The following is a 25,223-nucleotide window of genomic DNA, read 5'->3' on the forward strand; positions in this document are numbered from 1 at the left end:
TTCAAGTAAATAAAAAATCAGACTTATTTCAAAATGAAATAAGCCTGTTCCATAGGAGGATGTATATATGTAGAGTGAATAAAAGTTTGGAAAAGGGGGTCCAAGTCCTTTTATTCAACTAACTACCTTAATAGATTGGAACCCAGCCTTCAGTTGTCACAAAAATACGAATAGCTACAACTTGGCGATCATCTTGCAAGGTAAAATAATGTCTTGCATTTTCAGGAACAGATATTAAATCGCCTGGCTCAAGCTCAACATCAAAGAATTTCCCATCTTTACCTTCAATAGCGAAAATGCCGTGACCACTGACGATAAAGCGAACTTCGTCATCTGTATGATGGTGTTCCTTTTGGAAATTAATTAATAATTCGTCAAGGTTAGGTGTGCTACTTGAAAGTGAGATTACATCATGTGCTTTATAACCTCGACGTGCTGAAACATCAGCGATTTCTTTTGAAAAAATAGCTAATATTTCAGCTTTGTTTTCATCTGTTAACGAATAATTTTCATTTAAATGAGTAGGAAGTTTAGAAATATTCCATTTCTCATATAAAACGCCTTCCTCTTGTAGAAATTTAGATACTTCCACTTCATTTTCAATACGAGTATTTACTTCATGAATACGAATTTGCGCCATTAGAAACGCCTCCTTGAATTGATAATAGTTTTATATGAAATTGGAATAAAAACTCATAAGCTTCTAATCTCTTCTTTGCATCAAAGCTATCTCGGCCCCATACGGTAATACCGTGGTTACGGATTAATACTGCACCCGAATCTCCTTGTATATGCTTTCGGAAGTTTTCTCCAAGTGTTGGGATATGGGCATGGTTTTCGATAATAGGAATGTGAATGGTTGCACCTTCTTCCCAAATATCGAGAGCTTTAATAATTTCTTGATTTTGAAGGGTGACTGCATCACTATATAAATTTGTGATGACATTATTATCGGTTGTATGAACATGAAGTACGCAACCGGCATTCGTATTGTTATAAATGAGTGTATGCAATATTGTTTCTGCTGAAGGGCGTAATTCAGTCTCTAAAACGGGAACTCCTACATGATCTACTAATAGAAAATCATCTGGAGTGGTTTTTGTTTTATCTTTACCGCTTGCCGTAATAAGAAAAGTAAGTGGTTCATGACTAACCTTTATAGAAATATTACCACTTGTTGCTGGGAACCAATTTCGTGTTGTTAACTCTTTTTTTATCTCGCTTAAGTCATACCATTGACGAAAAAGTTGTTTCATGCCTTCACCTCCAACAAAAGTTTTAATTCAGCTTGCACATCTTGAAATGTTTCAAACGGTGTATAAGCAATATGATTTTCTTCACACTTTGTAATAAGAAAATCGCGAGCGAATACTTTATCAGCTTGTTTCGCGGCTTGTAAATCAGTAATAGAATCTCCAATTACAATATGAAAGTCATCTGTATCACTTAATTTACGGATTAATGATGATTTACATAATCCGCAATGATTTTGACAATGATCATCACAAGAATGGGGCCATTTAACTGTAATAAACTCTGCTGAAAAGTCTGTTTCATTACAATAAATTTGCTCTTTTGGAATGATTCCTTGTAAGAGTGGATAGACGAAGAAATCCATTCCACCTGATATCACGTAAAAAGAAATGTTATTTTCCTTTACGAATTGTATAAACTCATGAAAACCACTACGGATTTCAGCAGTTTCTATTAAAAATTGAATAATATCATCGTGCAGATTAGTAGGTATTAATTGAAATAATTGAGAAACACCTTCTTGAATGGATAGTTCTTGTGATAAAATTTTATTCTTTACTTCTTCGGCTTCTGGTGGTGCGAATTTTTCCATAATGGACATAATGTTATCATTATTTGTAATCGTGCCATCGAAATCACAAAATACTTGAATACTCATAATTTCACCTCATAAGAGGGATTTCCCCATATTTGTAGTGCACTATGCAAATTTATGTCGTCTACTTCATGGAGTGGTTTATTTTGCAAAGTAGCATCAATTGCAGTACGGAAAGCTTTACCGCCGCCTTGCGCTCCATTTGGATGTCCGTGTATCCCGCCGCCAGCATTAATAACAACATCTTTACCGAAATCTCGTACAATAAAGGGAACGAAACCAGGATGAATACCAGCAGACGGAACAGAAAAGCTCTTCTTGAAAGATGCATCGTCTTCAGTTAAATATTTTGAGATAGCAAGAGCCTCCTCTTTTTCTAGCGCAACACTTCCGTATGGAGATGGGAATAATGAAAAGTCAGCCCCAGCATAACGTAGTAGCTTTCCAAGTAATAATGGAGATGAAACTCCATATAACTTGGATGCTGAATAAGCACCACTTACAGCAGGATGTGCCATAATAGGAACTGGGATTTCATCATCTTCTGCAAGTGATTGTAGTACATCTAGTCCGTAAGCAAATACGTTAAATAATAGAATATCAGCTCCAGCTTGCACTGCACGTTTAGCATTTTCTTTTAAATCAAAAGTTCGTCCTGTTAAATTTACGGCATATAACGTTTTATGTCCGTATGTTTCATATACGGATTGTAAAACTTCTTTTCCAGATACAATGCGTTTCGTAAGTGGTGTTAATGCATTTTCAAATAATATTTCATCATCTTTTACTATATCTACACCACCAATTGCTTGATCGCGTAATTGCGTTTTTAAATACCCAATGTTTCGTCCAATCATTCCTTTAAAAATACTCATTAAAAGGGGACGATCATGCACTTGTAAAAGATTTCGAATACCATCTATCCCGAATTTTGGACCAGGAAAATGTTTTTTTAACTCGTCTGAAAAAGTTAAGTCAATTAATTTTACTTCGCCATCAAGTGATAGCTTTCCAAATGTAGTCGTTAAAATCGCTGGTAAATCTGGACTGAAGTTTAATAGCGGATATTCGATTTTAATAATTCCGCGTTTTACTTTTTTACGTAAATACGAATTGGTATGTTCATGTTCAGCTAATTCCTCAACATGAATGACGTTGCCTTTATGCTGCTTTAATTGTTCTTGCAATAAGTGTGGCAAATGAGTCCAAGAGCCAATTGTTAAACCGAGTGCAATTTGCTCAGCTTTTTTTTCTAAGTTATGTGAATCATCATGGATTAAATACGTCGCTATAATTCCGCTCATTGTTATAACCTCCTAGTTAAATAAAAAAACCTCTCAGCTAAGGAGAGGTTTTTTTACAACCAGCTCCTTATCTGTCAGCGTAATGCTGCGAGAATTAGCACCGTGTCTACAATTGTAGATCGGTTGCCGGGTTTCGTCGGGCTCGTCCCTCCACCTGCTCTTGATAAGAAGTATTTAGAAATGTTTAAATTTTTAAGATAACTGAATTTTGTCAGATATTTTTCGTGTTGTCAATTACTTTTTGAAAAAATTTAATTTATCAATTCGATTAATGGCTTCTCGTAATCTATCTTCTGTATGCAAGAGACCAACACGGACATACCCTTCGCCATGCTCACCAAATCCGACACCAGGAGCAACTGCGACATGTGCTTTTTCTAGTAAAATATTAGAAAATTGCTCAGAGGTATATCCTTTTGGAACGGGAAGCCATGCAAAGAATGATCCGGTTGGAATGTCTACATTCCAACCAATTGAGTGACAAGCTGAAATAAGAGCGTTTCTCCGAGATTCGTAACTATTTACAAGATCTACTACACAAGACTGTGAACTTAATAGTGCTTCGCGAGCAGCATCTTGAATTGCACCGAATATACTAACATACATATGATCTTGTAATAGGTTAATTGTTTCAATCACACTTTCATTCCCTACAGCAAAAGCGATGCGCCAGCCAGCCATATTGAAAGTTTTTGATAATGTGTAAATTTCAATCCCTATATTTTTCGCACCATCTGCTTGCAAGAAACTAACAGGTTTTTGACCATCAAAGCCGATAGCGCCATAAGCAAAATCGTGAACAACTAATATATTATGCTTATTAGCAAAGTGAATGGTTGCATCAAAAAAATCTTTTGATGCAGTAGCACCGGTAGGATTATTTGGATAGTTTAAAAACATTAATTTTGCACGCTCTGCAATAGAGTCATCAATGTTCGTATAATCTGGTAAAAAGTTATTTTCTGCAATAAGTGGCATTCTTTCAAATTGTGCTTTTGCTAAAGCAACCCCGGATAAATAATCTGGATAACCTGGATCCGGAACGAGAATCGTATCACCAGGATTTGTAAAACAAATCGGTAATTCTACTAGTCCAGCCTTCCCACCAAACAAAATAGCAACTTCAGTTTTTGGGTTTAATTCGACGCCATATTCACGTTTATAGAATGTAGCCACGGCTTCCTTTAAGCTTTCATGTCCGCGAAATGGCGGATATTTATGATGAATGGTCTTTTCGGCAGCATCTTGTAAAGCTTTTACGATATGCTGCGGTGTTGGTTGATCTGGATTACCTTGACCTAGATTAATAACATCGTGACCAGCTGCAACGACTTTGTTAACTTTTGCAACAAGTGAAGCGAAAAATTGTGTTGGCAATGATGTTACTATCTCAGAAGGTTGAAATAATTTCATACTTTCCACCTCTTTTGAAAGTTGTTACAATTCTAGTGACAAATGATATAATCTTTCCAGTATTTTGTAAAGAGAAAAATAAGAATGGGGCTGAAAAAATGAAAGTCGCATGTATTCAAATGGATATTGTTTTTGGAGATGTAGAAAAAAATATTGAGAATGCTAAAAATAAAATAAGTGAAGCTATGAAGGAAAGGCCAGATGTTATCGTCTTACCAGAACTATGGACAACAGGATATGATTTAACGAGACTTTCTGAAATTGCAGATAGGGATGGAGTGGAAACGAAAGAAAAGTTAATAGAATGGGCGAAGCGATATGATGTACATATTGTTGGTGGGTCCATAGCAAAGCAAACAGAGCAAGGCGTTACAAATACGATGTATGTTGTAAATAATGAAGGACAGTTAGTCAACGAATATAGTAAAGTACATTTATTTCAGCTTATGGATGAACATAAATATTTAATAGCTGGTAATGGTACGGGCGAATTTAAGCTAGATGATGTTGAATGCGCTGGAACAATTTGTTATGATATTCGTTTTCCAGAGTGGATGCGTGTTCATACTGCTAAAGGGGCAAAAGTATTATTTGTTGTAGCTGAATGGCCATTAGTTCGTTTAGCACATTGGCGTTTGCTATTGCAAGCAAGAGCAGTTGAAAATCAGTGTTATGTTGTTGCGTGTAATAGAGCAGGGAAGGATCCGAATAATGTGTTTGCAGGTCATTCTTTAATTGTGGATCCTTGGGGTGAAGTTGTAGTAGAGGCGAATGAAGAGGAATTAATTTTATTTGGAGAGCTTGAATTCGAGAAAATTAAAGAAGTACGTAAAGGAATTCCAGTTTTTGCGGATCGCCGTCCAGAATTATACAAATAAAATGTTGACAAGTGATTTTTATTCTTGGTATAGTCTTCAACATAAAGTTAAAAATTCAAAAAATTATACAACTCTTATCAAGAGCAGGTGGAGGGATTTGGCCCGATGAAGCCCAGCAACCGACCGTAATACCATTGTGAAATGGGGCGTTTATTACGCCAAAAGGCACGGTGCTAATTCCAGCAGAAAGTAAAACTTTCTGGCAGATAAGAGGGGAGAAGATAAACTTCAAACCTCTTTCTTAGTGGAAAGAGGTTTTTCTATGTTAGAAAAACCTCTGAATTTAAAAAGGGGGAGAAGAAGATGGGATATTATTCATTAACAGAAATAACAGCTGTACAATATGCGAAAGATCATGGCTATTTTGAAGAGAAGGCAAATGTCATTTGTCATGAAATTGGAGATGGAAACTTAAATTACGTGTTTAAATTAGATGATGGAGAGAAATCCATTATAATAAAACAAGCACTGCCTTATGCGAAAGTAGTTGGTGAAAGCTGGCCATTGTCTATAAAAAGAGCAACGATTGAAAGCAAGGCATTACAAATTTTTGCGCAGTATGTACCGGATTATGTTCCAGTAGTGTACAGTCATGACGAAGAGTTAGCGATAACGGTAATAGAAGACTTATCAAGACTAACAATTACAAGAAAAGGATTAATAGACGGAGAAGAATATCCGCTTTTATCCCAGCATATTGGTCGTTTTCTAGCACATGTTTTATTTTACACTTCAGATTTTGGTTTACAGTCAAAAGAGAAAAGGGTACTAGAAGGTACCTTTGTAAATCCGGACCTTTGTAAAATTACAGAGGATTTAGTGTTTACAGATCCGTTTGGACATTATGATACAAATGATTATGAGCGAGATTTACAGCTCGTGGTTGATGAACTTTGGAGTGATAAAACTTTAAAACTAAAAGTAGCACAATATAAATATAAGTTCTTAACAAGAAAAGAAACTCTTATTCATGGTGATTTACATACTGGTAGTATTTTTTCGTCACCTTCTGAAACGAAAGTGATTGATCCAGAATTTGCGGCATATGGCCCATTTGGGTTTGACATAGGTCAATTTATTGCAAATCTATTATTAAATGCGTTATCTAGAGAAGAAGAAAAGAGAAGTGTACTATTTTTCCATATAGAAAAGACGTGGAGTTATTTTGTAGAGACTTTTACAAAGTTATGGATTGGAGAAGGTGTAGAAGCATATACGAAAGAAAAACAATGGTTACCAATTATTTTGCAAAATATCTTTACTGATGCTGTTGGATTTGCCGGATGTGAACTAATTCGTAGAACAATTGGTTTAGCTCATGTAGCAGATTTAGATGAAATAGAAAATAAAGAAACAAGAATTCAAGCTAAGAAACAAGCGCTATCCTTAGGAAAAGAACTAATAAAATATGAATCTAAAAGTGCTGATATTCAACTGTTTCGAACATTATTTCAACAGACAGTTTCAAGGGGTGTAAAAGCATGAGTACAATCGTTACTGTTCCGAGATCTGTAAGTTGGAAAGGGGATGCAATTGCGGTATTAAATCAAACGAAATTGCCACATAGCACAGAATACAAAACATTAACGACTATTGAAGAGGTTTGGAAAAGTATCATAATGTTAGAAGTACGCGGAGCGCCTGCAATTGGAATTGTAGCTGCATTTGGCTTGGCGCTTGCAGCGAAAAAATATCATACTTTACATATCGAAGAATTTCAAAAGAAGTTTAATAGAGACTGTAACTATTTAGGGACATCACGCCCAACGGCAGTAAATTTATTTTGGGCAATTGATCGTATGAGAGAATCTATTCGAGAGATTACTACAATAAAAGAAGCACAAAAAATATTAGAAGAAGAAGCGCTTCGCATTCAACAGGAAGATGAAGAGGTGTGTCGAAATATTGGGGAATATGCGTTAACATGTTTTAAAGCTGGCGATAATATTTTAACAATCTGTAACGCTGGAAGTATCGCAACTGCCAGATATGGAACTGCATTAGCTCCCTTTTATATTGGAAAAGAGAAAGGTGTGCGTTTACATGCATATGCGTGTGAAACGAGACCAGTTTTACAAGGTGGTCGCTTAACGACGTGGGAATTGAAGCAAGCAAATATTGATGTAACCCTTATAACAGATAATACTGCAGCTCATGCTATTCAAACGAAAGAAATAAACGCAATTATTGTGGGGGCGGATCGAATTGTCGCAAATGGAGATACAGCCAATAAAATAGGGACAATGAATTTAGCTATTTTAGCAAAGTACTTTAATATCCCATTTTACGTTGCTGCGCCACTGTCAACATTTGATGTTACGAAAGAAACTGGAGCCGAAATTATTATTGAAGAAAGAGATGAAACAGAAGTTACGAAAATCTTTGGAAAACAAGTAGCACCAATTGGAACGGATGTTTATAATCCAGCATTTGACATAACGCCGAATGAATTAATTACAGGAATTATTACTGAGAAAGGTATTATACGCGGGGACTATAAACGAGAAATTGCATCATTATTTGAAAAACAAGCTAATACATAATAGCTTGTTTTTTTATGCCTAAATGCAGTGTTTTCTCTTACTTATATAATGAAAGGAGGGGAAGAGGGTGGAAGAGTGGATCAAGATGATAGGTAATGTAGGGTTTCCGATTGTTGTAACATTATATTTACTCCACCGTATTGAAAGTAAATTAGAGGGGGTAATTGTTGCAATTGAGAAGCTCCCGCGGCAATTACTAAAGTACTAAGATCCTCGGGATAAAAAATAAAGTTTGCTCTTCTTGAGCAAACTTTATTTTTATTGAGCGGTATAACCACCATCGATAACGACAGCTTGACCAGTTATACCTTTAGCTTTTTCACTCGCTAAAAACATCGCATAATCTGCAATTTCTTGTACTTGTAATAAGCGCTTTTGTGGAACGAGTGGATAAATAACATCTTCTAAAACATTTTCAAGTGGTACATTTCGTGTAGTAGCTAAGTCTTGTAGTTGATTACGTACAAGGGGGGTATCAACATAACCAGGGCAAAGGGCATTAACAGTAATACCATGCGTAGCACCTTCTAAAGCGGCAACTTTTGTTAATCCAATTACGCCATGTTTTGCACTATTGTAGGCAGCTTTTCCAGCAAACCCGACAAGGCCGTTAATAGAAGCGACATTAATAATACGACCATATTTTTGTTGTTTCATAATCGGAAAGGCATGCTTAATTGCAATAAACGGAGCAATTTGCATAATTTGAATTAGTAGCTCGAACTTTTCAGTTGGAAAGTCTTCAATGGGTGAAACGTGTTGCATTCCTGCGTTGTTAATTAATATATGTAATGAACCGAAATGATCAACTGTTTGAGAAATTGCTGCTGTAATTTCCTCTTCAGATGTAACGTCACATTTTAAACCGATAGCTTGAAAACCTTCATTTTGTAATTGTTCAGCAGCTTCTTTTGCACGTTCTTCAAGCCGATCGGTAATCACAACTTTTGCACCTTCTTTTGCAAAAGCCTTTCCCATTTCATAACCAATACCACTTGCAGCACCTGTTAAAAAGACAACTCGATTTGTAACCATGATGAAAAACATCCCTTCATAATAAAGTTTTCATAGTGCTCTATTTAGAGAAGCTATAATGAAATTCCTGCAAACATTTGGAAAAAATATCGTTAGCTATCTTGTTTTGCAAAATAGTCTTTGCTATACTATTTTGTAAAGTAAGATACTTACGCTTATCTATCTTGTAAAACAAGATAGTAGGAGGATTTGAATTATGTCGACAAGTCAAATGCTGAAAGGGATTTTAGAAGGATGCTTACTTGCTATTATTTCTGAAGGCGAAATATACGGTTATGAAATGAGTGAAAAGCTAGCGAAGTATGGTTTTACAATGGCGAGTGAGGGAAGTATTTATCCGTTATTAATACGAATGCAAAAAGAAGGACTAATAACAAGCGTAATGAAGGAATCTCCATCTGGTCCAAAGAGAAAATATTATACATTAACAGAAAAAGGCGAGGAAGCACTTGATGAATTTATGGATCGCTGGGAAACGATGCAAAGTAGTGTAGAACGTCTACTTGAAGGGAAGGGAAGGAGAAAATAATGCTATCAAGTGAAGCGCGAAAGTTTTTGTTAGATATGAGATTATTTTTGACGGCAAAGAGTGTGAAAGAAAGCGATATTGAAAATTTTATAGAAGATGCGGAACTCCATTTAATTGAGGGTGAGAGTGATGGGAAAAGTGTAGAAGATATTTTCGGAAGCTCACCGAAAGAATATGCAAATGAACTTGTACAAGTGATGGAAAAAGATAGACAGGAAACGTGGAAGCAAATTGGTTTTACAGTAATGAATATCGTATCGTTTTGGATTATTGCTTCTATCTTAATAGTGAATCATGGAATGTTACAGATTTCACTTATTCAGTGTATCGGTTATAGTTTTTCATTGATTTTAGTTGTTATAGGTCCTAATTTTCTACTTCGCAAAATGGCCTTCGTAACAAGTTTTACAAAAACATGGTTTTCTATGTGGTCTTTAGTTATGATCGCTCCAATGTTTTTATTAGGAGCTGTTACGATATTAGACGTGATATATCCGACAAAAATGCTCACATTCACCGAAGTGCAAAGTTATATAGTAGCTGGTGGGATTTTTATCATCACAGTAGCTATAAATATATACTTTGAAGGATGGTTTAAAAACTTATATTTAATCATTCCACTTTCAATTATGTTAGTGTTTAAAACATTTACAACGGAAGATCTTGTTCCAATGTTATTTCAAATTATATGTTTATACGGAAGTTTATTTATTTTAATTTTTGTTGAAATTATGGTGAAGGCGAATAAAAGAGAAATGGTTAAATAAGGGAGGGGCTATAATGCAGATTTCTAAAGAAGGAGAAAAGTTCTTAATCGATACGAAAGTATATTTAATAACACAAGGAATTAAAGAAGAAGATGTTGACGCTTTTTTAGAAGATGCAGAACCTCATTTAATTGAAGGTGAGAAAGAAGTAAAAACGGTAAGTAATATATTTGGTGATTCGCCAAAAGAGTATGCGGAAGAATTAGCGAAAGAGATGGAGAAGGATAAAGGCGGAAGTATAAAGAGTGTTTTAGGAATGATTATTGGGATAGGTGGGTATTGGTTACTAACCAATATTTTATTTGGAAATCCGAATCAACAATTTACGTTAACAAATGTACAGGTAATTGGTTATCCTATCGTTTTAATTATTACAATTATTGGAACGGTTTTTGCGTTTAGAATGTCTTCTTTTAAAAGTAAATCAGTAGAGTTTGGAATTATTTATGTAATAGTAATGATACCTATTTTATTATTAGTGTTATTAATGTTTATGAATAAATGGTATGGGACGCCAATTTTACAATTGTCGACAATGCAGACATATATATTAGCAGTAAGTATATTTTTATTACTTCTTATTGGTGAAGTATATGTTCTTGGTTGGATGGGTGTTTTGGTACTAATTGTTCCTCTTGCGATTATGTTCTTATTTAAAGACTTAGAAGAAAGAAATGTATTTTGGGGAATTGCAAAGATATTACTTATGTATGGAAGTATATATGGATTAATGAGATGGTCTTTAAAAATTGAAGAAAGAAAAAGTGTGAACTAGAAATTCAATAAAAAGCGGCTGCTCTGGATATACCAAAAATTATTTCCAAAGAAATATTATATAGGGATTTTTAGAGGGATTACATTTACATTTAGTTGTCTATTTTTATTTCTAGCAGCCGGGATTTGTTTTGTTGATTGGAATAAGTTGTTTTAAACAGTAACATGAGGGTTACTGTTTTTTTCTTTGCAATAAAGAGCTTTGTAAAGAGAGTGTTTTTTGTTCGTTCGTCAATAGAGACTGAATAGGAACATTTTCAGGGCGCGGGACTATCGGATACATAAGATTGGTTGGAGAAGGATGGTGCTCCGAGCCAGTTGGGGAATGAGGATCTGCGTGAGTAAGTTTTCCGTGAACACGTCTTGTAAATAAAATATGACCGATTTCGTGAGCAAGCGTATATATATTTTTCATAGGAGCAGCCGAGTTTGTTAAAACGATATATCCGGTAAGTTGTTGCTGTTTTGCTAAAGAGTAAGCGCAGGCAATTACTGCTGTTTCTTTGAAATAATCACTGCCAATATAACAAATATAAAGGTCGCATTCAGGAGCTTCATTTACACATGTTTGGAAAAAGGATGCCAGCTTTTCTTGACTTTGAATGGAATTTTTATAACTGATTTCACGGTCAAAAAAACGGAAAAGTTCATTTAATACAATTACTTCTTGAATTTGAAATGTAATGGGGTGCCAAATTGATTCTGCAACAGCTAAATCTTTTGCGATGCGGTCATCAGAAATATCGGCGCCGGGAGTAATACAAATACATATATTGACGTATGGATCCATAAGGAACACCTCAACTGAAAAAAAGTTCTTCCTATAATATATGTGGGGAAAAGATGTCATGTATGGATAAACGCCTTCTTTATTGAATATATAGATGACAAGTCGAAAAAATTTCATAGTTCTATAACGTAGTGTGATCATCTTTTTGATATAGTAAAGAAAAGGGGGAGAATATATGTATACATTAAAAATCGTTTCAGACAGAGAAGCTCTTTATCAATTTGCAAGTTATGTAAGAGTTGTACAAGGGGTGGAAGATGTATATGTAGAGGTGGGAGAACCTTTATATGAACATCCGTTAATGAAGTTTTATGTACATATTAAGCTGAAAGAAACATATGAGCAGCATAAAGCGTTACAGGAAATAGCAAGATTAGTAGAATTGGGGCGTTTTACATATGTCCATTATCGTAATGATGAAATTGAGGAAGCTTTTGAAGCTGTAAAATATGAAAGTTTTAAGAAATAAAGGTGAAAAAAAGGAGGCGAAAGCTTCTTTTTTTCTTTAAAATTACATGAACAAAAAGAGCAAAATTTTGTTATGATAAGGGAGGTTAGGGAAAGGGGAATTTACATATGGGGTATATTGAAGAGTTACGAAAAGTCGTTGGTACAAGGCCGCTTATTCTCGTAGGATCAGCAATTATTATATTAAACGATAATCAAGAAGTATTGCTTCAATATCGTTCAGATACATATGATTGGGGTGTACCTGGTGGGGCGATGGAACTGGGCGAAACGACAGAAGAAACTGCACGTAGAGAGTTATTTGAGGAAACGGGGTTAACTGCAAAAATAATGCAATTTCTTGGTGTTCTATCAGGAAAAGAAGTATATTTCCGTTATCCGAATGGCGATGAAATTTTCAATGTTATTCATCTGTATCAGGCACATCATGTGAGCGGGGAATTAAAGCTCGATCATGAAGGGTTAAAACTTCAATATTTTCCAGTAGATAAGTTGCCAAAATTGAATGAAACGACAGAGAAAATTTTACAAAAGTTTTTATATGCGCTGACAGAATAGAAGGTTAATTCCTTCTATTTTTATTATATTAAATATTTTGATTTTTTAGTATGTTTATAGTATGATAGTTATAGATATACATCTTATGGAATTTCACCTAAAAACTGACTAGGGTACATAAGAGAGGGGCAAGTGCAAAATGCATAATGTTGTTATTACAGCTGCAGTTCGTTCGCCAATTGGAACTTTTGGAGGAGCGCTAAAAAATGTAACGCCAGTAGAATTAGCTGTTCCTGTACTTCAGGAAGCTGTAAAACGAGGCGGGGTAGAACCACATGAAGTTGATGAAGTAATTTTAGGTCATTGTATTCAAAGAACTGATGAAGCAAATACGGCGAGAACAGCTGCATTAGCGGCAGGATTTCCTGACACAGTTACGGGATATACAATCCAACGTCAATGTTCTTCAGGTATGCAAGCAATTATGTCAGCTGCAATGCAAATCCAATTAGGTGTAAGTGATGTTGTTGTTGCAGGTGGGGTAGAAGCGATGAGTTCGAGCCCTTATGCATTGAAACAGCACCGCTGGGGACAACGTCTACAGCACGGAGAAATTCGTGATACGGTGTGGGAAGTGTTAGAAGATCCGATTCACCATATTATGATGGGTGAAACAGCGGAAAATTTAGTTAAACAATATGAAATTACAAGAGAGGAACAAGATGAAGTTGCTCTTCGCAGTCATACATTGGCACTGAAGGCAATCGAGTCTGGATACTTTGACGATCAAATTGTTCCTATTACAATAAAAGAGCGTAGAAAAGAAGTTGTATTTTCGAAGGATGAACATCCACGTGCAGATATTACAGCTGAAAAATTAGCTGGATTGAAGCCGGCGTTCCGTAAAGATGGATCAGTGACTGCTGGAAATGCATCTGGCCTTAATGACGGGAGTGCAGTTCTAGTATTAATGAGCGAAGAAAAAGCGAAAGAAAAAGGTTTACAACCGCTAGCTAGAATTGTTGGATATTCAGTAGCTGGAGTAGATCCGAAAATTATGGGTATTGGACCAGCACCAGCAATTCGTAAAGGTTTAGAAAAAGTAGATTGGTCATTGGAAGATGCAGATTTACTTGAAATTAATGAAGCTTTCGCGGCTCAATATTTAGCTGTAGAGAAAGAGTTAGGCTTAGACCGTGAAAAAGTGAACGTAAACGGTAGTGGCGTAGGACTTGGGCATCCAATTGGTTGTACAGGGGCTCGTATTACAGTAAGTTTAATTCACGAATTAAAAAGACGTGGGTTAGAAAAAGGAATTGCCTCTTTATGCGTCGGTGGCGGTATCGGGGTTGCCTTATTTATAGAAGCACTATAAAAAAGAAGCAGCTATTGCTGCTTCTTTTTTTACGACTCAAATAGATGATGGAATAATCGATCGCGATTTTCAAAGAAAAGTTTCGTCGTTTGGTAATGCTCAGTTTCTTCTAATGTGGATTCGTGAATTCCCTCTTGTGTTAAAGAATATATAGTGGATTCAGGATAAGCCATTAAAATAGGAGAATGCGTCGCGATAACAAATTGTGAACCTTGTTCAGCTAGTTCGTGCATTCGAATGAGCATGGAAAGTTGTCTCATTGGTGATAAAGCTGCCTCAGGCTCATCTAAAATGTATAAACCTTGTCCTGAAAAACGGTTCATAAATAATGAGAAGAATGATTCACCGTGTGATTGTTTGTGTAGTGAGATACCACCATAAGAGTTGATAACCGGATTCCCACGTGCTTCTCTATCAGCATCTATTTCATCAATATAAGAAGCAACGTTATAAAATGATTCAGCGCGAAGAAAGAAACCGTCGTTTGGTGTATTGAAACTTTTTGAAATTCGAAGGTATTCATGTAAAGATGAATGGGAATCGTTTGTGCTAAAGCGGAAGTTCTTCGTTCCACCTTCTGCATTAAAACCTAACGCAATTGCAATTCCTTCAAGTAATGTTGATTTACCTGTTCCGTTTTCTCCAATAATGAATGTTACATTTGGATGGAAATCTAGTGATTGTAATGTTCGAATAGCGGGTAAGCAGTAAGGATATGCGGAAAAACTAGGGATATTTTCTTTTTTTAATGTGACATTTTGTAAAAAGGGTACGTCAATCAATATATAAACCTCAATTCATAACGGATTTTGAATTTAAAAAGGCAGCAAATACAAGTGTTAATGACACCTGGATCCCTTCTTGTTTTCTGAATATTTTATGTGGATTATATCATTTAAACTATCATATTCCAATGTGAAAATAAATATTGCATGAAGATTCATTCTCTCGTTATGATATATGGTATTCTATTGAAAATGTGAGAAGGAGTTAAAGTATGCCGTTTACATTTGCACATCCAGCAGCAGTTCTTCCTTTTGCGAAAAAGCATTCTAAACATATTTCAGTAACGGCTCTTATATTAGGTAGTATGGCGCCTGACTTTGAATATTTTTTGCACTTTAGACCCTATGGTGTTATTGGCCATACATGGCTTGGGTTCTTATATTTAAATTTACCGCTTGTATTTCTAATCGCATACATATATCATTACATTTTAAAAAAGCCGTTTATAACGCATTTGCCTAAACCGTTTGCTGGTTATTATTCATATGCAATAGATGAGAGGTGGGGGCTACATACCTGGAAAGAATTCTTTGTATTTTGCTATTCTGCATTATTCGGTATGCTCACGCATGTTGTTTGGGATGCATTTACTCATAATACAGGCTATTTCGTTATGAAAATAGCATTGTTACAAATTGAATTACGCAGTATTCCATTGTATAAATATATGCAACATGGGAGTACATGTGTTGGCTTATTATTGCTATTATACGTACTATGGAAGTATAAAGATGAAACAGGGAAAGATATGATTGTAGCTTTAGAAAAAAGAAAGTATTGGGTTTCGATAATCATTGTGACAGCTTTTATATTTATCGTGCATGCGTTCCTAGATCCCTATTTTCATATTTTCCAAATTGGAGGTATAATAGTATCTGGATTGACAAGTTCATTTTGTGGAATTGTCATTGTTTCTATAGTTTACAAAGCAAGGGACTAATTTTATATTCATGAATGATAGCGTTAGGAGAAATGAAATGATGAAAGCATGGAAAAGTATTTTTGTTTTATGTAGTTTTCTTCTTATGTTAAGTGGTTGCTTCCATCAAGAAGAAAAGAAAGCTGAACCGAAGAAGAAAGAATCTATTCCTGAAACGAAAGAATATGGTGGGCGTGAGCTGAAAAAAGTAGGACAAAAAGTGAAAGAAACAGGATGGGGTAATTTCAAGTTAGAGCAGATGCATTCTGTGAATCAAACATTTGAAGTAGCGCCAATGAAAATTCACGTACAAGATGTGAAAGTAATCTCTTTATCACAAATGAGTGAAAAGGCAAAAAATACATTGAAAGTATATACGGCACTAACTCCTGAAGAAGTAAAACGTAGATTAGGGGATAAAGTAAGCCAAGAAGATGCAGAATTATATGCATCGCTAAGTGGAACAGAGATTAGTAATACAATTCGTTACGTTGAGATTACATATAAAGTGGAGAATAGCGGAAATAAAAATATGCAATTTTTCTCTATGAATGATGTTATGATTAATGGTAAGCAACATTTTAAAGTAGCCACTCAAAACTTTTTATATGACGAAGATACGTTAGTTGGTACAAAAAATGTATCAAGAGAAGACTATAAGCCTGGTGAAATAAGAGATGGTATTATTGGTTTAATACTTGACGATGGAAAAGACAAGGTAAAGGATATTCAGTTTACAACTGATGATTTACTTGCAGGAGATTCAGAAACACAAGATGTTGTAAAAGAGCCACAAACGTTTAACATCTCACTAAAATAATGTAAGACAAAACAGTCAGCATACAAATATTATGCTGACTGTTTTTTTATTTCTTTTATGTATGAATCTACATTTTGAAAAGGCACCTTAATTTTAAACGCATCTTTTTGTTCATTAAATTGCTTTTCATTGTAGGGACCGAAACGTTTATTGTGCTTTACATCAATAATCCAATAATGTTCACTTTTTTTATTTGCAATTGCTGCGTCAGGGTTATTTGGATCTGATTTTTCCTCAGTTTGTTTTGCAATAATGTATTTATCATCCCAAGCAATGTCTGTAATTTTTGCAGGGATGTATTGTGTGGCATATACAGCATCTTGCGAGGGGAAAAGTTCAAATGCATTTCCAGAAGTACGTATGAGTTCGTATTCATCGTTAACCATATAAGTTAAGTGACTTGTGTTTCCTGCACAACCAGTTAATAGGAAGGCGACGAATAGGATTATCCATTTTTTCAATATGGGAACCTCCTTTATAATGCTATTGTAACAAATTGTACAAGAAAAGTAAGAGAAACGCTAGTTTACAATGTTTTTTAGAAGTGGTACGATGAGACGGGTAAAGAAGGATATGAAGGAGTCGACATAAAATGAAGTTAAAGATGCATCGTCCAGCGCTTGTAATGAATCGCATAGGTGCTTCCCTAATTGACATGTTTTTAATCTCGGTTATGTATGGTGCAGTAGTAGCTATTATGACCGGAAACTATAGTGCTATGTTTAAGCGCTTTAATATAAGCTTAGGTGATTTTAGATATGATTTTGCAGTAGTTTTCATATTAATGGCGATATATTTTATTGTATTACCCTTTCTTTGGAACGGTGTTACACTTGGAAAAAAGATAACGAGAATAAAACTAATTTCATTGAAGAGTGAAAAGCTAACATTGCAAACATTAATTATAAGATTTTTTGTAGTGTTATTACCGAACGTATTGCTATTAGGAATTCCATTAATATGTAATGTATATATGATGTTGTTCCGCAAAGATAATTGTGGTTTTCAGGATTTAATTACAAAAACGAAAGTAATAAGTCTTGTATAATGAAAAAAAGACCTTTTTATATATAAAAGGGTCTTTTTGATTTTATAAGTATATGGGGAATGTTTACAGTAAGGAAAAGCCAAAATGTATTATTTCTATTTATAATAGATTGAAAATTAAGAAAATGATATAATGATTAAAAATAATATCTTTATTCCGCCATATTGGGGCTGAGTAAAATTTCACTTTATATAATAAGGGGGAAGTTAAAATGACAGGAGGTAGCATAATTTTTTGGGGTATTCTCATTTTTATCGGTCTAGTTTTCGATCAGCGTAATAATAAGAAAAAAGAAGGATAAAAAGTAAACGTTTACAAATTAAATAGCAATTTTTCTTGCTTGCAGATTAATCTTATAAAGGAGTATACTGAATGACGGTAAGACTTATAGAAGGGGTAATGAAAATGAAGCTTGCAGGAAAAGTTGCTATCGTAACTGGCGGTGGCATCGGTATTGGACGTAATACAGCTCTTTTGTTGGCTAAACAAGGCGCAAAAGTTATTGTGACGGACATTGATCAAGAGAGTGGACAAGCAACAGTGGAGGAAATTATGAATCTAGGCGGAGAAGCACTTTTTGTATCCTATGATATGGGAAAGCAAGGAGATTGGCAACGCGTTATTAGCATTACTTTGAATGCATTCAGTCGCATTGATATGCTTTTTCAAAATGCTGGTTTATATAAAATAGATTCTATTTTTTCTCGCCAACAAGAGAACGATTCCAATGTACTTTGTATTAATGACGTTTGGATAGAGATAAAACAATTAACGTCATCTTTTATGAAACAGCAAGAAGAAGTGGTGCTTAGTGATTTACCGATTTTCGGTATTATTAGCACGAAAGGACAATCATTTCATACAGTAGAAGCCCTAGTATAATAATGAAAACCGCCCTCAATATATGTGGACGGTTTTTTGTATGTGTATAGTAAAGATAAATTTTTTAGCGAATACGTTGTTCAGTTTGGTTATCAAAGAAATGCGCTTTATTCATATCAAATGCTAATTTAATTTGGTCACCAGGTGAAAACGTATGTCTTGCATCTACACGTGCCGCAAAATCTTGATTCCCAAGTTTCATATATAAAATGGATTCAGCACCTAATAACTCAGCAACTTCAATTTTTGTTGTGAAGGCAGTAGATTGTGAAGCTTCTAAAAATAGTAGTTCATCATGAATGTCCTCTGGACGAATACCTAAAACAATTTCCTTATTTACATAGCCTTGTTCACGTAGCATCTTCATTTTTCCTTCAGATACTTTAATTTTTATAGTATTGTCTATAACGAAATCGGTTTCAGTCAATTTACCACGGAAGAAGTTCATAGCTGGTGAGCCGATAAATCCACCCACGAAAATGTTTTCTGGTGTTTCATATACTTCTTTTGGAGTTCCAATTTGTTGGATTTTTCCATCCTTCATAACGACAAGACGCGAAGCCATAGTCATTGCTTCTGTTTGATCATGTGTTACATAAATTGTTGTTGTTCCAAGACGATGATGTAGCTTAGAAATTTCTGAGCGCATTGCAACACGGAGTTTAGCATCTAAGTTTGATAATGGTTCATCCATTAAGAAAACTTTTGCATCTCGAACGATTGCTCTACCTAAAGCAACACGTTGGCGCTGTCCACCTGATAATGCTTTCGGTTTTCTATCTAAATATTGTTCAAGTCCTAAAATTTTTGCTGCATCTTTCACACGACGATCGATTTCATCTTTTGGTATTTTTCGAAGTTTTAATCCAAATGCCATATTATCATATACACTCATATGTGGATAAAGAGCGTAGTTTTGGAATACCATAGCGATATCTCGATCTTTTGGAGGAACATCATTCATTAGTTTACCATCAATTGAAAACTCGCCTTTTGAAATATCTTCAAGTCCAGCTACCATTCGTAATGTTGTAGATTTTCCGCATCCAGAAGGACCGACAAATACAATAAATTCTTTATCTTGAATGTGTAAATTAAAATCAGTTACAGCTGTTACGTTATTATCATATATTTTATAAATGTTTTCTAATTTAAGTTCTGCCATGGTATTTCCCCCTAGAAATAATTATGCAAACGTTTTCTTTGAGTTCATTATAAACGAATAGATTCAAAAAATAAATAAAAAAATAAAACGTTTTCATTTATTGGAGATTTATTAGTGGTTTTCATATGTTTTCTTAGAAAAAGAACAATAAAAATTGTAAGCGCTATTTTAAATTGAGATAGAATCTGTTATCATTCATTAATGAAAACGTTTGCGCCTTAAAAAAGAGAAAAATGAATGATGAATGAAATGGGGTAGCATAATGGAAAAACAATGGTGGAAAGAAAGTGTAGTATATCAAATTTATCCTCGTAGCTTTATGGATAGTAATGGTGATGGTATAGGAGATCTTCAAGGGATTATTTCAAAGCTAGATTACTTAAAAGAGTTAGGGATTGATGTGATTTGGTTATCACCAGTCTATGAATCTCCAAATGATGATAATGGTTATGATATAAGCGATTATTGTAAAATTATGAACGAGTTCGGAACAATGGAAGATTGGGATGAGCTATTACATGAAATGCATGAACGTAATATGAAACTTATGATGGACTTAGTTGTTAATCATACTTCGGATGAACATAATTGGTTTATTGAATCACGTAAATCAAAAGATAATAAATATAGAGATTACTATATATGGCGCCCTGGAAAAGAAGGAAAAGAGCCGAATAACTGGGGAGCAGCGTTTAGTGGATCAGCATGGCAGTATGATGAAATGACAGATGAATATTATTTACATCTGTTTTCTAAAAAACAGCCAGATTTAAATTGGGATAATGAAAAGGTAAGACAAGATGTTTATGAAATGATGAAGTTTTGGTTAGAAAAAGGAATTGATGGCTTCCGTATGGATGTTATTAATTTTATTTCTAAAGAAGAGGGATTACCAGCTGTTGAAACAGAAGAAGAGGGGTATGTTTCAGGTCATAAGCATTTTATGAACGGTCCAAACATTCATAAATATTTACATGAAATGAATGAGGAAGTATTATCGCATTATGATATTATGACGGTTGGTGAAATGCCTGGTGTAACGACAGAAGAAGCGAAATTGTATACTGGAGAAGAACGAAAAGAATTGCAAATGGTATTCCAATTTGAACATATGGATTTAGATTCAGGAGAAGGTGGAAAGTGGGATGTAAAACCATGCTCACTTCTTACTTTAAAAGAGAATTTAACAAAGTGGCAAAAAGCATTAGAGCATACCGGATGGAATAGCCTTTATTGGAATAATCATGATCAGCCTCGCGTTGTATCTCGTTTTGGTAATGATGGAATGTATCGCATTGAATCAGCAAAAATGTTAGCGACAGTTCTTCATATGATGAAAGGAACGCCATATATTTATCAAGGAGAGGAAATCGGAATGACGAACGTTCGGTTCCAATCAATTGATGAATATCGAGATATTGAAACGTTAAATATGTATAAAGAAAAAGTGATAGACCATGGTGAAGATATAGAAAAAGTAATGGAATCTATTTATATAAAGGGTCGTGATAATGCTAGAACTCCGATGCAGTGGAATGATCAGAATCACGCTGGATTTACAAAAGGTGAACCTTGGATTACTGTAAATCCTAACTATAAAGAGATTAATGTGAAACAAGCAATCCAAGATGAAGGTTCAATTTTTTATTACTATAAGAAATTAATTGAACTACGCAAAAATAATGAAATAGTTGTGTATGGATCATATGATTTAATATTAGATAATGACCCTTCTATTTTTGCTTATGTAAGAACATATGGAGATGAAAAACTACTTGTCATTGCAAACTTTACTGCGGATGAAAGTGTATTTGAAATGCCTAAGGATATTAGTTATAGTGAATCAGAGTTATTTATACACAATTACGATGTAGAAATCGGATCAATAGATAACATTCCATTACGTCCGTATGAAGCGATAGTGTTCAAATTGAAATAAGAAAAAGCCTTATGCCACTTCAAACTTGGCATAAGGCTTTTTTGGATTACCATTTTAATATGGAGAATCCATATGGAGGAAGTGTAACTTGTAATACACTTGCTTCTGCTGAAAATTCTTCGTTTGTATAAATGTTAATTATTTTCTTACCAGTAACATGAAGAGGGAGTGAAACTGTAACTTCACTATTAGTAGGGTTTAAAACGAAAAAGATAGTTTCATCCTCATATGTTTTCGTATAAGAAATATAATTATGTTCATCATTTGCTTCGATGAATTGAAAAGTACCATGTCCTCCAAATGCTTTATGTTGTTTCCGTAATAAAATCAATGTTTGTATATGGGTAAATAATGCATGATCTTGTTCTTTAGTATCCCAAATCATACATTTACGGCAATCAGGGTCCATGCCGCCATCCATACCAATTTCATCTCCGTAATAAATACAAGGAGAGCCGATGAAAGAAAGATGGAATACATAGAGCAATTTCAACTTATTTTTATCTCCGTTGCATGTTGTTAAAATTCTTGGAGTATCATGGCTGTCTAATAAATGAAATGCTGCTTCATTTACATTCATAGAGTAGGAATGTAGAGATTCTGTAATTTGCTTCATGAATTCACTTGCTTTAATGGAATCGTTAGCAAAGTAAGAAAGTAGAGCGTTTGTAACAGGATAGCTCATGACAGCATCAAATTGATCGCCTTGTAGCCACGGAAGGGCATCGTGCCAAATTTCTCCCAAAATATATACTTCAGGATTTAGTGTCTTTATTTCAGTTCGGAATTCTCTCCAAAAGTTGTGATCGACTTCATTGGCGACATCAAGGCGCCAGCCATCTATATTGAATTCTCGTACCCAATAACGTCCTACTTCAAGTAAGTATTCTTTTACATCTGGATGAGCTGTATTTAATTTTGGCATATACGGTGTAAAGGCGAAAGTATCATAATTTGGAAGTGGTTCTGTTATAATCGGAAATTCATGAATGTGGAACCACTCTTTATATGCGGACTTCTCACCATTCTCTAGTACGTCTTGAAATTTCTCGAAAAAGTATCCACTATGATTAAACACAGCATCGAGCATTACTTTTATACCGTGCTTATGACATTCTTCAACGAGCTCTTTAAAAGTTTCTTTCGTCCCAAATTGTGGGTCAATTTCCATATAGTCAATTGTGTCATATTTATGGTTTGAATGAGCTTTGAAAATAGGTGTGAAATATATTCCGGAAATGCCAAGCTTAACAAGGTAATCAAGGTTTTGAATAACACCAGAAAAATCTCCGCCGAAAAAGTTAGTTGGAGTTGGATTCGCACTTCCCCAAGGGAGGGTGTTTTCTGGATTCAGCTTACTATCGCCATTAGCGAATCGCTCAGGGAAAATCTGATACCAAATGGTGTCTTTAATCCAAGATGGTGCTTTGAATACATCATCTGCATGAATAAATGGAAAACAGAAAAAGTTACCAACATCATCATTTGGAATGCTAGAAAAGAATCCTCGCTCTGCATAAATAAGAGTGTCTGTTTCAGATTTTAATTCAAACCCATAACGTAAGCGCTTAAATTTTGGTTCGATTGAAATGGACCAATAATCAAATAATGCAGTAGAACCCGTTTTTTTCATGGGTGTACTTGCTGATATCCATTTCCCGTCTTTCCATTCGTAAGGATCACCGTAAATAAGATCGGCGCTTTGAATATCATCTCTCTTAGTACGTACTCGGATGTGAATTGTTTGTTCATCATAAGCGTATGCATAATTATCTTTCGGCCTATGATAAATGGCTTCTTTAAACATATAGAAAATCCCCCTTCAATATCTCTATACATAGTATTCCCTTAAGTGTAATAATAAAGCCTATATTGCAAACGATTGCCTTTCTCGTAGCTTTAATATTGCTTATAAGAGTAGTATTCATTTCATATAAAGTCAATGTATAAAGAGTATAATGACATAATTTTTAAATTAATATTTGCAAAATGAATAAAAGAATGTATAATGATAGACAAATAGCGCAAACGTTTTCATAGATTGAGATATTGTTTGCGCTTCAATTAAACTATTAAATGCAAACGTTTTCAGTTACTGAGGTACATAGACAATTTAGGGAGGTTTTTGGGATGAAGAAAGCATTATCATTATTAACGGTTTCAGCATTATCTATTGGTATGTTATCTGCATGTGGACCGAAAGATTCAGGGAAAAAAGAGGAAAGTAAAGCGAAAAAAGACTATGATCTTCTTGTTTGGGAAGATGATAAAAAAGGTGTTGGTTTAGAACCAGCAGTGAAAAGCTTTGAGGAAAAATATAAAGTAAAAGTAAAAGTTGTTGAAATGCAAATGACAGATCAAGTGAAGAAGTTACGCCTTGACGGGCCAGCGGGGACTGGACCAGATGTTGTAACATTGCCACACGATCAAATCGGAAATGCAGTAACAGAAGGTTTACTTTCTGAAGTGAAAGCAGATGATGCTGTAAAGAGTAAATTTACTAATTCATCAATAGAAGCACAGACATATAATGGAAAATTATATGGTTTACCAAAAGCAATTGAGACACCAGTCTTTATTTACAATAAAAAACTAATGCCAAAAGCGCCAGAAACGATGGACGAGCTGTTTAACTTCTCAAAAGAATTTACGAAAGATGGCAAGTACGGATTTTTAGCATTAGGAGATAACTTCTACTTTGCTAATGCATTCATGGCAGGTATGGGCGGTTATGTATTTGGTGAAAAAGATGGAAAGCCAAATGCAAGTGATGTTGGATTAAATAATAGCGGAGCAGTACAAGGTGCTGAATATCTTCAAAAATGGTACAAGGAAAAATTATTCCCAAAAGGTATTATCGGTGAATCAGGTGGGCCTGCTGCTGATGGACTATTCAATGAAGGAAAAGCAGCTTCTATCATGAATGGCCCATGGGCGTTCCAAGCAATGGAAAAGAACGGGATTGATTATGGCGTTGCTCCAATGCCGAAATTACCAAATGGTCAACCAATGAAAACGTTTGTTGGGGTTAAAGGATGGCATGTAACAAGTTTCTCTAAACAAAATGATTTAGCTACAAAATTCACTGAGTGGGTAACAAATGAAGAAAACGCAAAAATTCGATTTGAGAAAACAAAAGAAATTCCTCCAGTAAAATCAGTAATGGAAGATCCAATTATTAAAGATAACGAAGCTGCAAAAGCAGTTGCAACGCAATCTGAAAATGGAATTCCAATGCCAAACATTCCAGAAATGCAAGAAGTTTGGAAACCAGCTGGAGATGCGCTTCAATTAGTTGTTACAGATAAAGAGGCACCAAAAGCGGCGCTTGATAGTGCAGTGAAACAAATTAAAGGTAATATTGAGGCAAATCATAACAAGAAAAAATAAGGTGAAATTCGTGCCTCTAATATGAGAGGCACGAATTCTCTCCCTTCCATG

At 34.8% G+C, this 25,223-nt stretch carries 28 protein-coding genes, 1 pseudogene and 2 riboswitches; of the genes and pseudogenes, 18 read left to right on the plus strand and 11 right to left on the minus strand.

The features are described from left to right. Window positions 1-127: 127 nt before the first annotated feature. The 5 genes from ACTFRM_RS17375 to ACTFRM_RS17395 form a co-directional block, all read right to left on the minus strand. Window positions 128-640 (minus strand): 1,2-dihydroxy-3-keto-5-methylthiopentene dioxygenase, encoded by a 513-nt coding sequence (locus tag ACTFRM_RS17375; RefSeq protein WP_000057314.1) that lies wholly within the window; start codon window positions 638-640, stop codon window positions 128-130. After that, window positions 618-1,256, minus strand: a complete 639-nt coding sequence (locus ACTFRM_RS17380; RefSeq protein WP_440043471.1) for a methylthioribulose 1-phosphate dehydratase — start codon at window positions 1,254-1,256, stop codon at window positions 618-620. Before ACTFRM_RS17380 ends, ACTFRM_RS17375 begins: the two co-directional genes overlap by 23 nt. Continuing rightward, a complete protein-coding gene (locus ACTFRM_RS17385) occupies window positions 1,253-1,912 on the minus strand; it encodes a 2-hydroxy-3-keto-5-methylthiopentenyl-1-phosphate phosphatase (RefSeq protein WP_000027461.1) in 660 nt (219 codons plus the stop codon). Before ACTFRM_RS17385 ends, ACTFRM_RS17380 begins: the two co-directional genes overlap by 4 nt. Beyond that, complete coding sequence (gene mtnW / locus ACTFRM_RS17390) at window positions 1,909-3,153, minus strand: 2,3-diketo-5-methylthiopentyl-1-phosphate enolase (protein WP_000014181.1); 1,245 nt, start codon at window positions 3,151-3,153, stop codon at window positions 1,909-1,911. Before mtnW ends, ACTFRM_RS17385 begins: the two co-directional genes overlap by 4 nt. 64 nt (window positions 3,154-3,217) lie before the next feature. Beyond that, window positions 3,218-3,323: riboswitch (SAM riboswitch) on the minus strand. Between the two features lie 64 nt (window positions 3,324-3,387). Continuing rightward, window positions 3,388-4,566 carry a pyridoxal phosphate-dependent aminotransferase gene (locus ACTFRM_RS17395; protein WP_000765517.1) on the minus strand — a complete coding sequence of 393 codons (1,179 nt, stop codon included), beginning with the start codon at window positions 4,564-4,566 and terminating at the stop codon, window positions 3,388-3,390. A gap of 14 nt (window positions 4,567-4,580) precedes the next feature. Between ACTFRM_RS17395 and ACTFRM_RS17400 the strand changes: the two genes are divergently transcribed. From ACTFRM_RS17400 to ACTFRM_RS17415, 4 genes are all read left to right on the plus strand, one after another. Next, a complete protein-coding gene (locus ACTFRM_RS17400) occupies window positions 4,581-5,444 on the plus strand; it encodes a carbon-nitrogen family hydrolase (RefSeq protein WP_173600345.1) in 864 nt (287 codons plus the stop codon). 71 nt (window positions 5,445-5,515) lie between these two features. Next, a riboswitch (SAM riboswitch) is annotated at window positions 5,516-5,657 on the plus strand. A 90-nt stretch (window positions 5,658-5,747) separates the two neighbouring features. Further along, window positions 5,748-6,929: an S-methyl-5-thioribose kinase gene (gene mtnK / locus ACTFRM_RS17405; RefSeq protein ID WP_000542684.1), complete on the plus strand. Its 1,182-nt coding sequence runs from the start codon at window positions 5,748-5,750 to the stop codon at window positions 6,927-6,929. Then, window positions 6,926-7,987, plus strand: a complete 1,062-nt coding sequence (gene mtnA / locus ACTFRM_RS17410; protein ID WP_173600346.1) for an S-methyl-5-thioribose-1-phosphate isomerase — start codon at window positions 6,926-6,928, stop codon at window positions 7,985-7,987. Before mtnK ends, mtnA begins: the two co-directional genes overlap by 4 nt. A 67-nt stretch (window positions 7,988-8,054) precedes the next feature. After that, on the plus strand, window positions 8,055-8,195 hold the full coding sequence (locus ACTFRM_RS17415) for a YvrJ family protein (protein WP_173600347.1): 141 nt from the start codon (window positions 8,055-8,057) through the stop codon (window positions 8,193-8,195). Window positions 8,196-8,245: 50 nt separating this feature from the next. Here ACTFRM_RS17415 and ACTFRM_RS17420 read toward each other — a convergent pair whose 3' ends face one another. After that, the gene (locus ACTFRM_RS17420) at window positions 8,246-9,022 is read right to left on the minus strand and encodes a 3-hydroxybutyrate dehydrogenase (protein ID WP_000258428.1); all 777 of its coding nucleotides are present in this window, start codon (window positions 9,020-9,022) and stop codon (window positions 8,246-8,248) included. Window positions 9,023-9,218: 196 nt separating this feature from the next. Here ACTFRM_RS17420 and ACTFRM_RS17425 point away from each other — a divergent pair, with 196 nt between their 5' ends. From ACTFRM_RS17425 to ACTFRM_RS17440, 4 genes and pseudogenes are all read left to right on the plus strand, one after another. Then, entirely contained in the window at window positions 9,219-9,551 is a 333-nt protein-coding gene (locus ACTFRM_RS17425; protein ID WP_000107982.1) for a PadR family transcriptional regulator, read from the plus strand. After that, on the plus strand, window positions 9,551-10,318 hold the full coding sequence (locus tag ACTFRM_RS17430) for a DUF1129 domain-containing protein (RefSeq protein ID WP_173600348.1): 768 nt from the start codon (window positions 9,551-9,553) through the stop codon (window positions 10,316-10,318). The genes ACTFRM_RS17425 and ACTFRM_RS17430 overlap by 1 nt, the downstream gene beginning before the upstream one ends. Window positions 10,319-10,331: 13 nt before the next feature. Then, window positions 10,332-11,093, plus strand: coding sequence for a DUF1129 domain-containing protein (locus tag ACTFRM_RS17435; RefSeq protein WP_173600349.1), 762 nt, complete (start codon window positions 10,332-10,334; stop codon window positions 11,091-11,093). A 12-nt stretch (window positions 11,094-11,105) separates the two neighbouring features. Further along, a pseudogene (locus ACTFRM_RS17440) lies at window positions 11,106-11,249 on the plus strand (DNA-binding protein); the annotation flags it as partial. A gap of 15 nt (window positions 11,250-11,264) precedes the next feature. On the opposite strand, the gene ACTFRM_RS17445 reads toward ACTFRM_RS17440, so the two are convergent. Continuing rightward, complete coding sequence (locus ACTFRM_RS17445; RefSeq protein WP_000371608.1) at window positions 11,265-11,882, minus strand: ImmA/IrrE family metallo-endopeptidase; 618 nt, start codon at window positions 11,880-11,882, stop codon at window positions 11,265-11,267. A 175-nt stretch (window positions 11,883-12,057) separates the two neighbouring features. On the opposite strand from ACTFRM_RS17445, the gene ACTFRM_RS17450 reads away from it, so the two are divergent. The 3 genes from ACTFRM_RS17450 to ACTFRM_RS17460 all read left to right on the plus strand — a co-directional run bounded on the left by ACTFRM_RS17450 (window position 12,058) and on the right by ACTFRM_RS17460 (window position 14,223). Next, entirely contained in the window at window positions 12,058-12,351 is a 294-nt protein-coding gene (locus ACTFRM_RS17450) for a DUF3928 family protein (RefSeq protein ID WP_000288330.1), read from the plus strand. 107 nt (window positions 12,352-12,458) lie between these two features. Next, the gene (locus ACTFRM_RS17455) at window positions 12,459-12,908 is read left to right on the plus strand and encodes an NUDIX hydrolase (protein ID WP_000540529.1); all 450 of its coding nucleotides are present in this window, start codon (window positions 12,459-12,461) and stop codon (window positions 12,906-12,908) included. A gap of 139 nt (window positions 12,909-13,047) precedes the next feature. Next, window positions 13,048-14,223 (plus strand): acetyl-CoA C-acetyltransferase, encoded by a 1,176-nt coding sequence (locus ACTFRM_RS17460; protein ID WP_000552081.1) that lies wholly within the window; start codon window positions 13,048-13,050, stop codon window positions 14,221-14,223. A gap of 29 nt (window positions 14,224-14,252) precedes the next feature. Here ACTFRM_RS17460 and ACTFRM_RS17465 read toward each other — a convergent pair whose 3' ends face one another. Next, window positions 14,253-15,005: an AAA family ATPase gene (locus ACTFRM_RS17465; RefSeq protein ID WP_000568006.1), complete on the minus strand. Its 753-nt coding sequence runs from the start codon at window positions 15,003-15,005 to the stop codon at window positions 14,253-14,255. Window positions 15,006-15,220: 215 nt separating this feature from the next. Here ACTFRM_RS17465 and ACTFRM_RS17470 point away from each other — a divergent pair, with 215 nt between their 5' ends. Both ACTFRM_RS17470 and ACTFRM_RS17475 read left to right on the plus strand, forming a co-directional pair. Beyond that, window positions 15,221-15,949, plus strand: a complete 729-nt coding sequence (locus ACTFRM_RS17470; protein ID WP_001116855.1) for a DUF4184 family protein — start codon at window positions 15,221-15,223, stop codon at window positions 15,947-15,949. 37 nt (window positions 15,950-15,986) lie between these two features. Further along, the gene (locus ACTFRM_RS17475) at window positions 15,987-16,748 is read left to right on the plus strand and encodes a hypothetical protein (protein ID WP_173600350.1); all 762 of its coding nucleotides are present in this window, start codon (window positions 15,987-15,989) and stop codon (window positions 16,746-16,748) included. 29 nt (window positions 16,749-16,777) lie between these two features. Here ACTFRM_RS17475 and ACTFRM_RS17480 read toward each other — a convergent pair whose 3' ends face one another. After that, on the minus strand, window positions 16,778-17,209 hold the full coding sequence (locus ACTFRM_RS17480; protein ID WP_000758787.1) for a DUF3997 domain-containing protein: 432 nt from the start codon (window positions 17,207-17,209) through the stop codon (window positions 16,778-16,780). A gap of 131 nt (window positions 17,210-17,340) precedes the next feature. Between ACTFRM_RS17480 and ACTFRM_RS17485 the strand changes: the two genes are divergently transcribed. The 3 genes from ACTFRM_RS17485 to ACTFRM_RS17495 all read left to right on the plus strand — a co-directional run bounded on the left by ACTFRM_RS17485 (window position 17,341) and on the right by ACTFRM_RS17495 (window position 18,678). Further along, complete coding sequence (locus ACTFRM_RS17485; protein ID WP_000769082.1) at window positions 17,341-17,796, plus strand: RDD family protein; 456 nt, start codon at window positions 17,341-17,343, stop codon at window positions 17,794-17,796. A 211-nt stretch (window positions 17,797-18,007) separates the two neighbouring features. Beyond that, window positions 18,008-18,097 (plus strand): hypothetical protein, encoded by a 90-nt coding sequence (locus tag ACTFRM_RS17490; protein WP_000145636.1) that lies wholly within the window; start codon window positions 18,008-18,010, stop codon window positions 18,095-18,097. Between the two features lie 71 nt (window positions 18,098-18,168). Continuing rightward, the gene (locus ACTFRM_RS17495; protein WP_000218410.1) at window positions 18,169-18,678 is read left to right on the plus strand and encodes an SDR family NAD(P)-dependent oxidoreductase; all 510 of its coding nucleotides are present in this window, start codon (window positions 18,169-18,171) and stop codon (window positions 18,676-18,678) included. Between the two features lie 64 nt (window positions 18,679-18,742). Here ACTFRM_RS17495 and ACTFRM_RS17500 read toward each other — a convergent pair whose 3' ends face one another. Continuing rightward, complete coding sequence (locus ACTFRM_RS17500) at window positions 18,743-19,843, minus strand: ABC transporter ATP-binding protein (RefSeq protein ID WP_000818931.1); 1,101 nt, start codon at window positions 19,841-19,843, stop codon at window positions 18,743-18,745. A gap of 262 nt (window positions 19,844-20,105) precedes the next feature. On the opposite strand from ACTFRM_RS17500, the gene malL reads away from it, so the two are divergent. Beyond that, window positions 20,106-21,782, plus strand: a complete 1,677-nt coding sequence (malL, locus tag ACTFRM_RS17505) for an oligo-1,6-glucosidase (RefSeq protein ID WP_000415178.1) — start codon at window positions 20,106-20,108, stop codon at window positions 21,780-21,782. A gap of 46 nt (window positions 21,783-21,828) precedes the next feature. On the opposite strand, the gene ACTFRM_RS17510 is transcribed toward malL, so the two are convergent. After that, complete coding sequence (locus ACTFRM_RS17510; RefSeq protein ID WP_000471780.1) at window positions 21,829-23,589, minus strand: alpha-glycosidase; 1,761 nt, start codon at window positions 23,587-23,589, stop codon at window positions 21,829-21,831. Window positions 23,590-23,912: 323 nt separating this feature from the next. Here ACTFRM_RS17510 and ACTFRM_RS17515 point away from each other — a divergent pair, with 323 nt between their 5' ends. Further along, window positions 23,913-25,172, plus strand: coding sequence for an extracellular solute-binding protein (locus ACTFRM_RS17515; RefSeq protein WP_000709923.1), 1,260 nt, complete (start codon window positions 23,913-23,915; stop codon window positions 25,170-25,172). Window positions 25,173-25,223: the final 51 nt, after the last annotated feature.

Origin of the sequence: Bacillus cereus group sp. MYBK227-1 (assembly GCF_051916325.1) — a bacterium.
GTDB classification, from domain to species: Bacteria; Bacillota; Bacilli; order Bacillales; family Bacillaceae_G; genus Bacillus_A; species Bacillus_A cereus.

Bases quoted from the DNA above. Each gene is read 5' to 3' on its own strand.
- ACTFRM_RS17455 (WP_000540529.1), top strand. From the start codon at position 12,459: ATGGGGTATATTGAAGAGTTACGAAAAGTCGTTGGTACAAGGCCGCTT.
- ACTFRM_RS17460 (WP_000552081.1), top strand. From the start codon at position 13,048: ATGCATAATGTTGTTATTACAGCTGCAGTTCGTTCGCCAATTGGAACT.
- ACTFRM_RS17395 (WP_000765517.1), bottom strand. From the start codon at position 4,566: ATGAAATTATTTCAACCTTCTGAGATAGTAACATCATTGCCAACACAA.
- ACTFRM_RS17510 (WP_000471780.1), bottom strand. From the start codon at position 23,589: ATGTTTAAAGAAGCCATTTATCATAGGCCGAAAGATAATTATGCATAC.
- ACTFRM_RS17495 (WP_000218410.1), top strand. From the start codon at position 18,169: ATGACGGTAAGACTTATAGAAGGGGTAATGAAAATGAAGCTTGCAGGA.
- ACTFRM_RS17485 (WP_000769082.1), top strand. From the start codon at position 17,341: ATGAAGTTAAAGATGCATCGTCCAGCGCTTGTAATGAATCGCATAGGT.
- ACTFRM_RS17450 (WP_000288330.1), top strand. From the start codon at position 12,058: ATGTATACATTAAAAATCGTTTCAGACAGAGAAGCTCTTTATCAATTT.
- ACTFRM_RS17515 (WP_000709923.1), top strand. From the start codon at position 23,913: ATGAAGAAAGCATTATCATTATTAACGGTTTCAGCATTATCTATTGGT.
- ACTFRM_RS17500 (WP_000818931.1), bottom strand. From the start codon at position 19,843: ATGGCAGAACTTAAATTAGAAAACATTTATAAAATATATGATAATAAC.
- ACTFRM_RS17430 (WP_173600348.1), top strand. From the start codon at position 9,551: ATGCTATCAAGTGAAGCGCGAAAGTTTTTGTTAGATATGAGATTATTT.
- ACTFRM_RS17380 (WP_440043471.1), bottom strand. From the start codon at position 1,256: ATGAAACAACTTTTTCGTCAATGGTATGACTTAAGCGAGATAAAAAAA.
- ACTFRM_RS17490 (WP_000145636.1), top strand. From the start codon at position 18,008: ATGACAGGAGGTAGCATAATTTTTTGGGGTATTCTCATTTTTATCGGT.
- ACTFRM_RS17385 (WP_000027461.1), bottom strand. From the start codon at position 1,912: ATGAGTATTCAAGTATTTTGTGATTTCGATGGCACGATTACAAATAAT.
- ACTFRM_RS17425 (WP_000107982.1), top strand. From the start codon at position 9,219: ATGTCGACAAGTCAAATGCTGAAAGGGATTTTAGAAGGATGCTTACTT.
- ACTFRM_RS17445 (WP_000371608.1), bottom strand. From the start codon at position 11,882: ATGGATCCATACGTCAATATATGTATTTGTATTACTCCCGGCGCCGAT.
- ACTFRM_RS17475 (WP_173600350.1), top strand. From the start codon at position 15,987: ATGATGAAAGCATGGAAAAGTATTTTTGTTTTATGTAGTTTTCTTCTT.
- mtnA (WP_173600346.1), top strand. From the start codon at position 6,926: ATGAGTACAATCGTTACTGTTCCGAGATCTGTAAGTTGGAAAGGGGAT.
- malL (WP_000415178.1), top strand. From the start codon at position 20,106: ATGGAAAAACAATGGTGGAAAGAAAGTGTAGTATATCAAATTTATCCT.
- mtnK (WP_000542684.1), top strand. From the start codon at position 5,748: ATGGGATATTATTCATTAACAGAAATAACAGCTGTACAATATGCGAAA.
- ACTFRM_RS17420 (WP_000258428.1), bottom strand. From the start codon at position 9,022: ATGGTTACAAATCGAGTTGTCTTTTTAACAGGTGCTGCAAGTGGTATT.
- ACTFRM_RS17470 (WP_001116855.1), top strand. From the start codon at position 15,221: ATGCCGTTTACATTTGCACATCCAGCAGCAGTTCTTCCTTTTGCGAAA.
- ACTFRM_RS17375 (WP_000057314.1), bottom strand. From the start codon at position 640: ATGGCGCAAATTCGTATTCATGAAGTAAATACTCGTATTGAAAATGAA.
- mtnW (WP_000014181.1), bottom strand. From the start codon at position 3,153: ATGAGCGGAATTATAGCGACGTATTTAATCCATGATGATTCACATAAC.
- ACTFRM_RS17435 (WP_173600349.1), top strand. From the start codon at position 10,332: ATGCAGATTTCTAAAGAAGGAGAAAAGTTCTTAATCGATACGAAAGTA.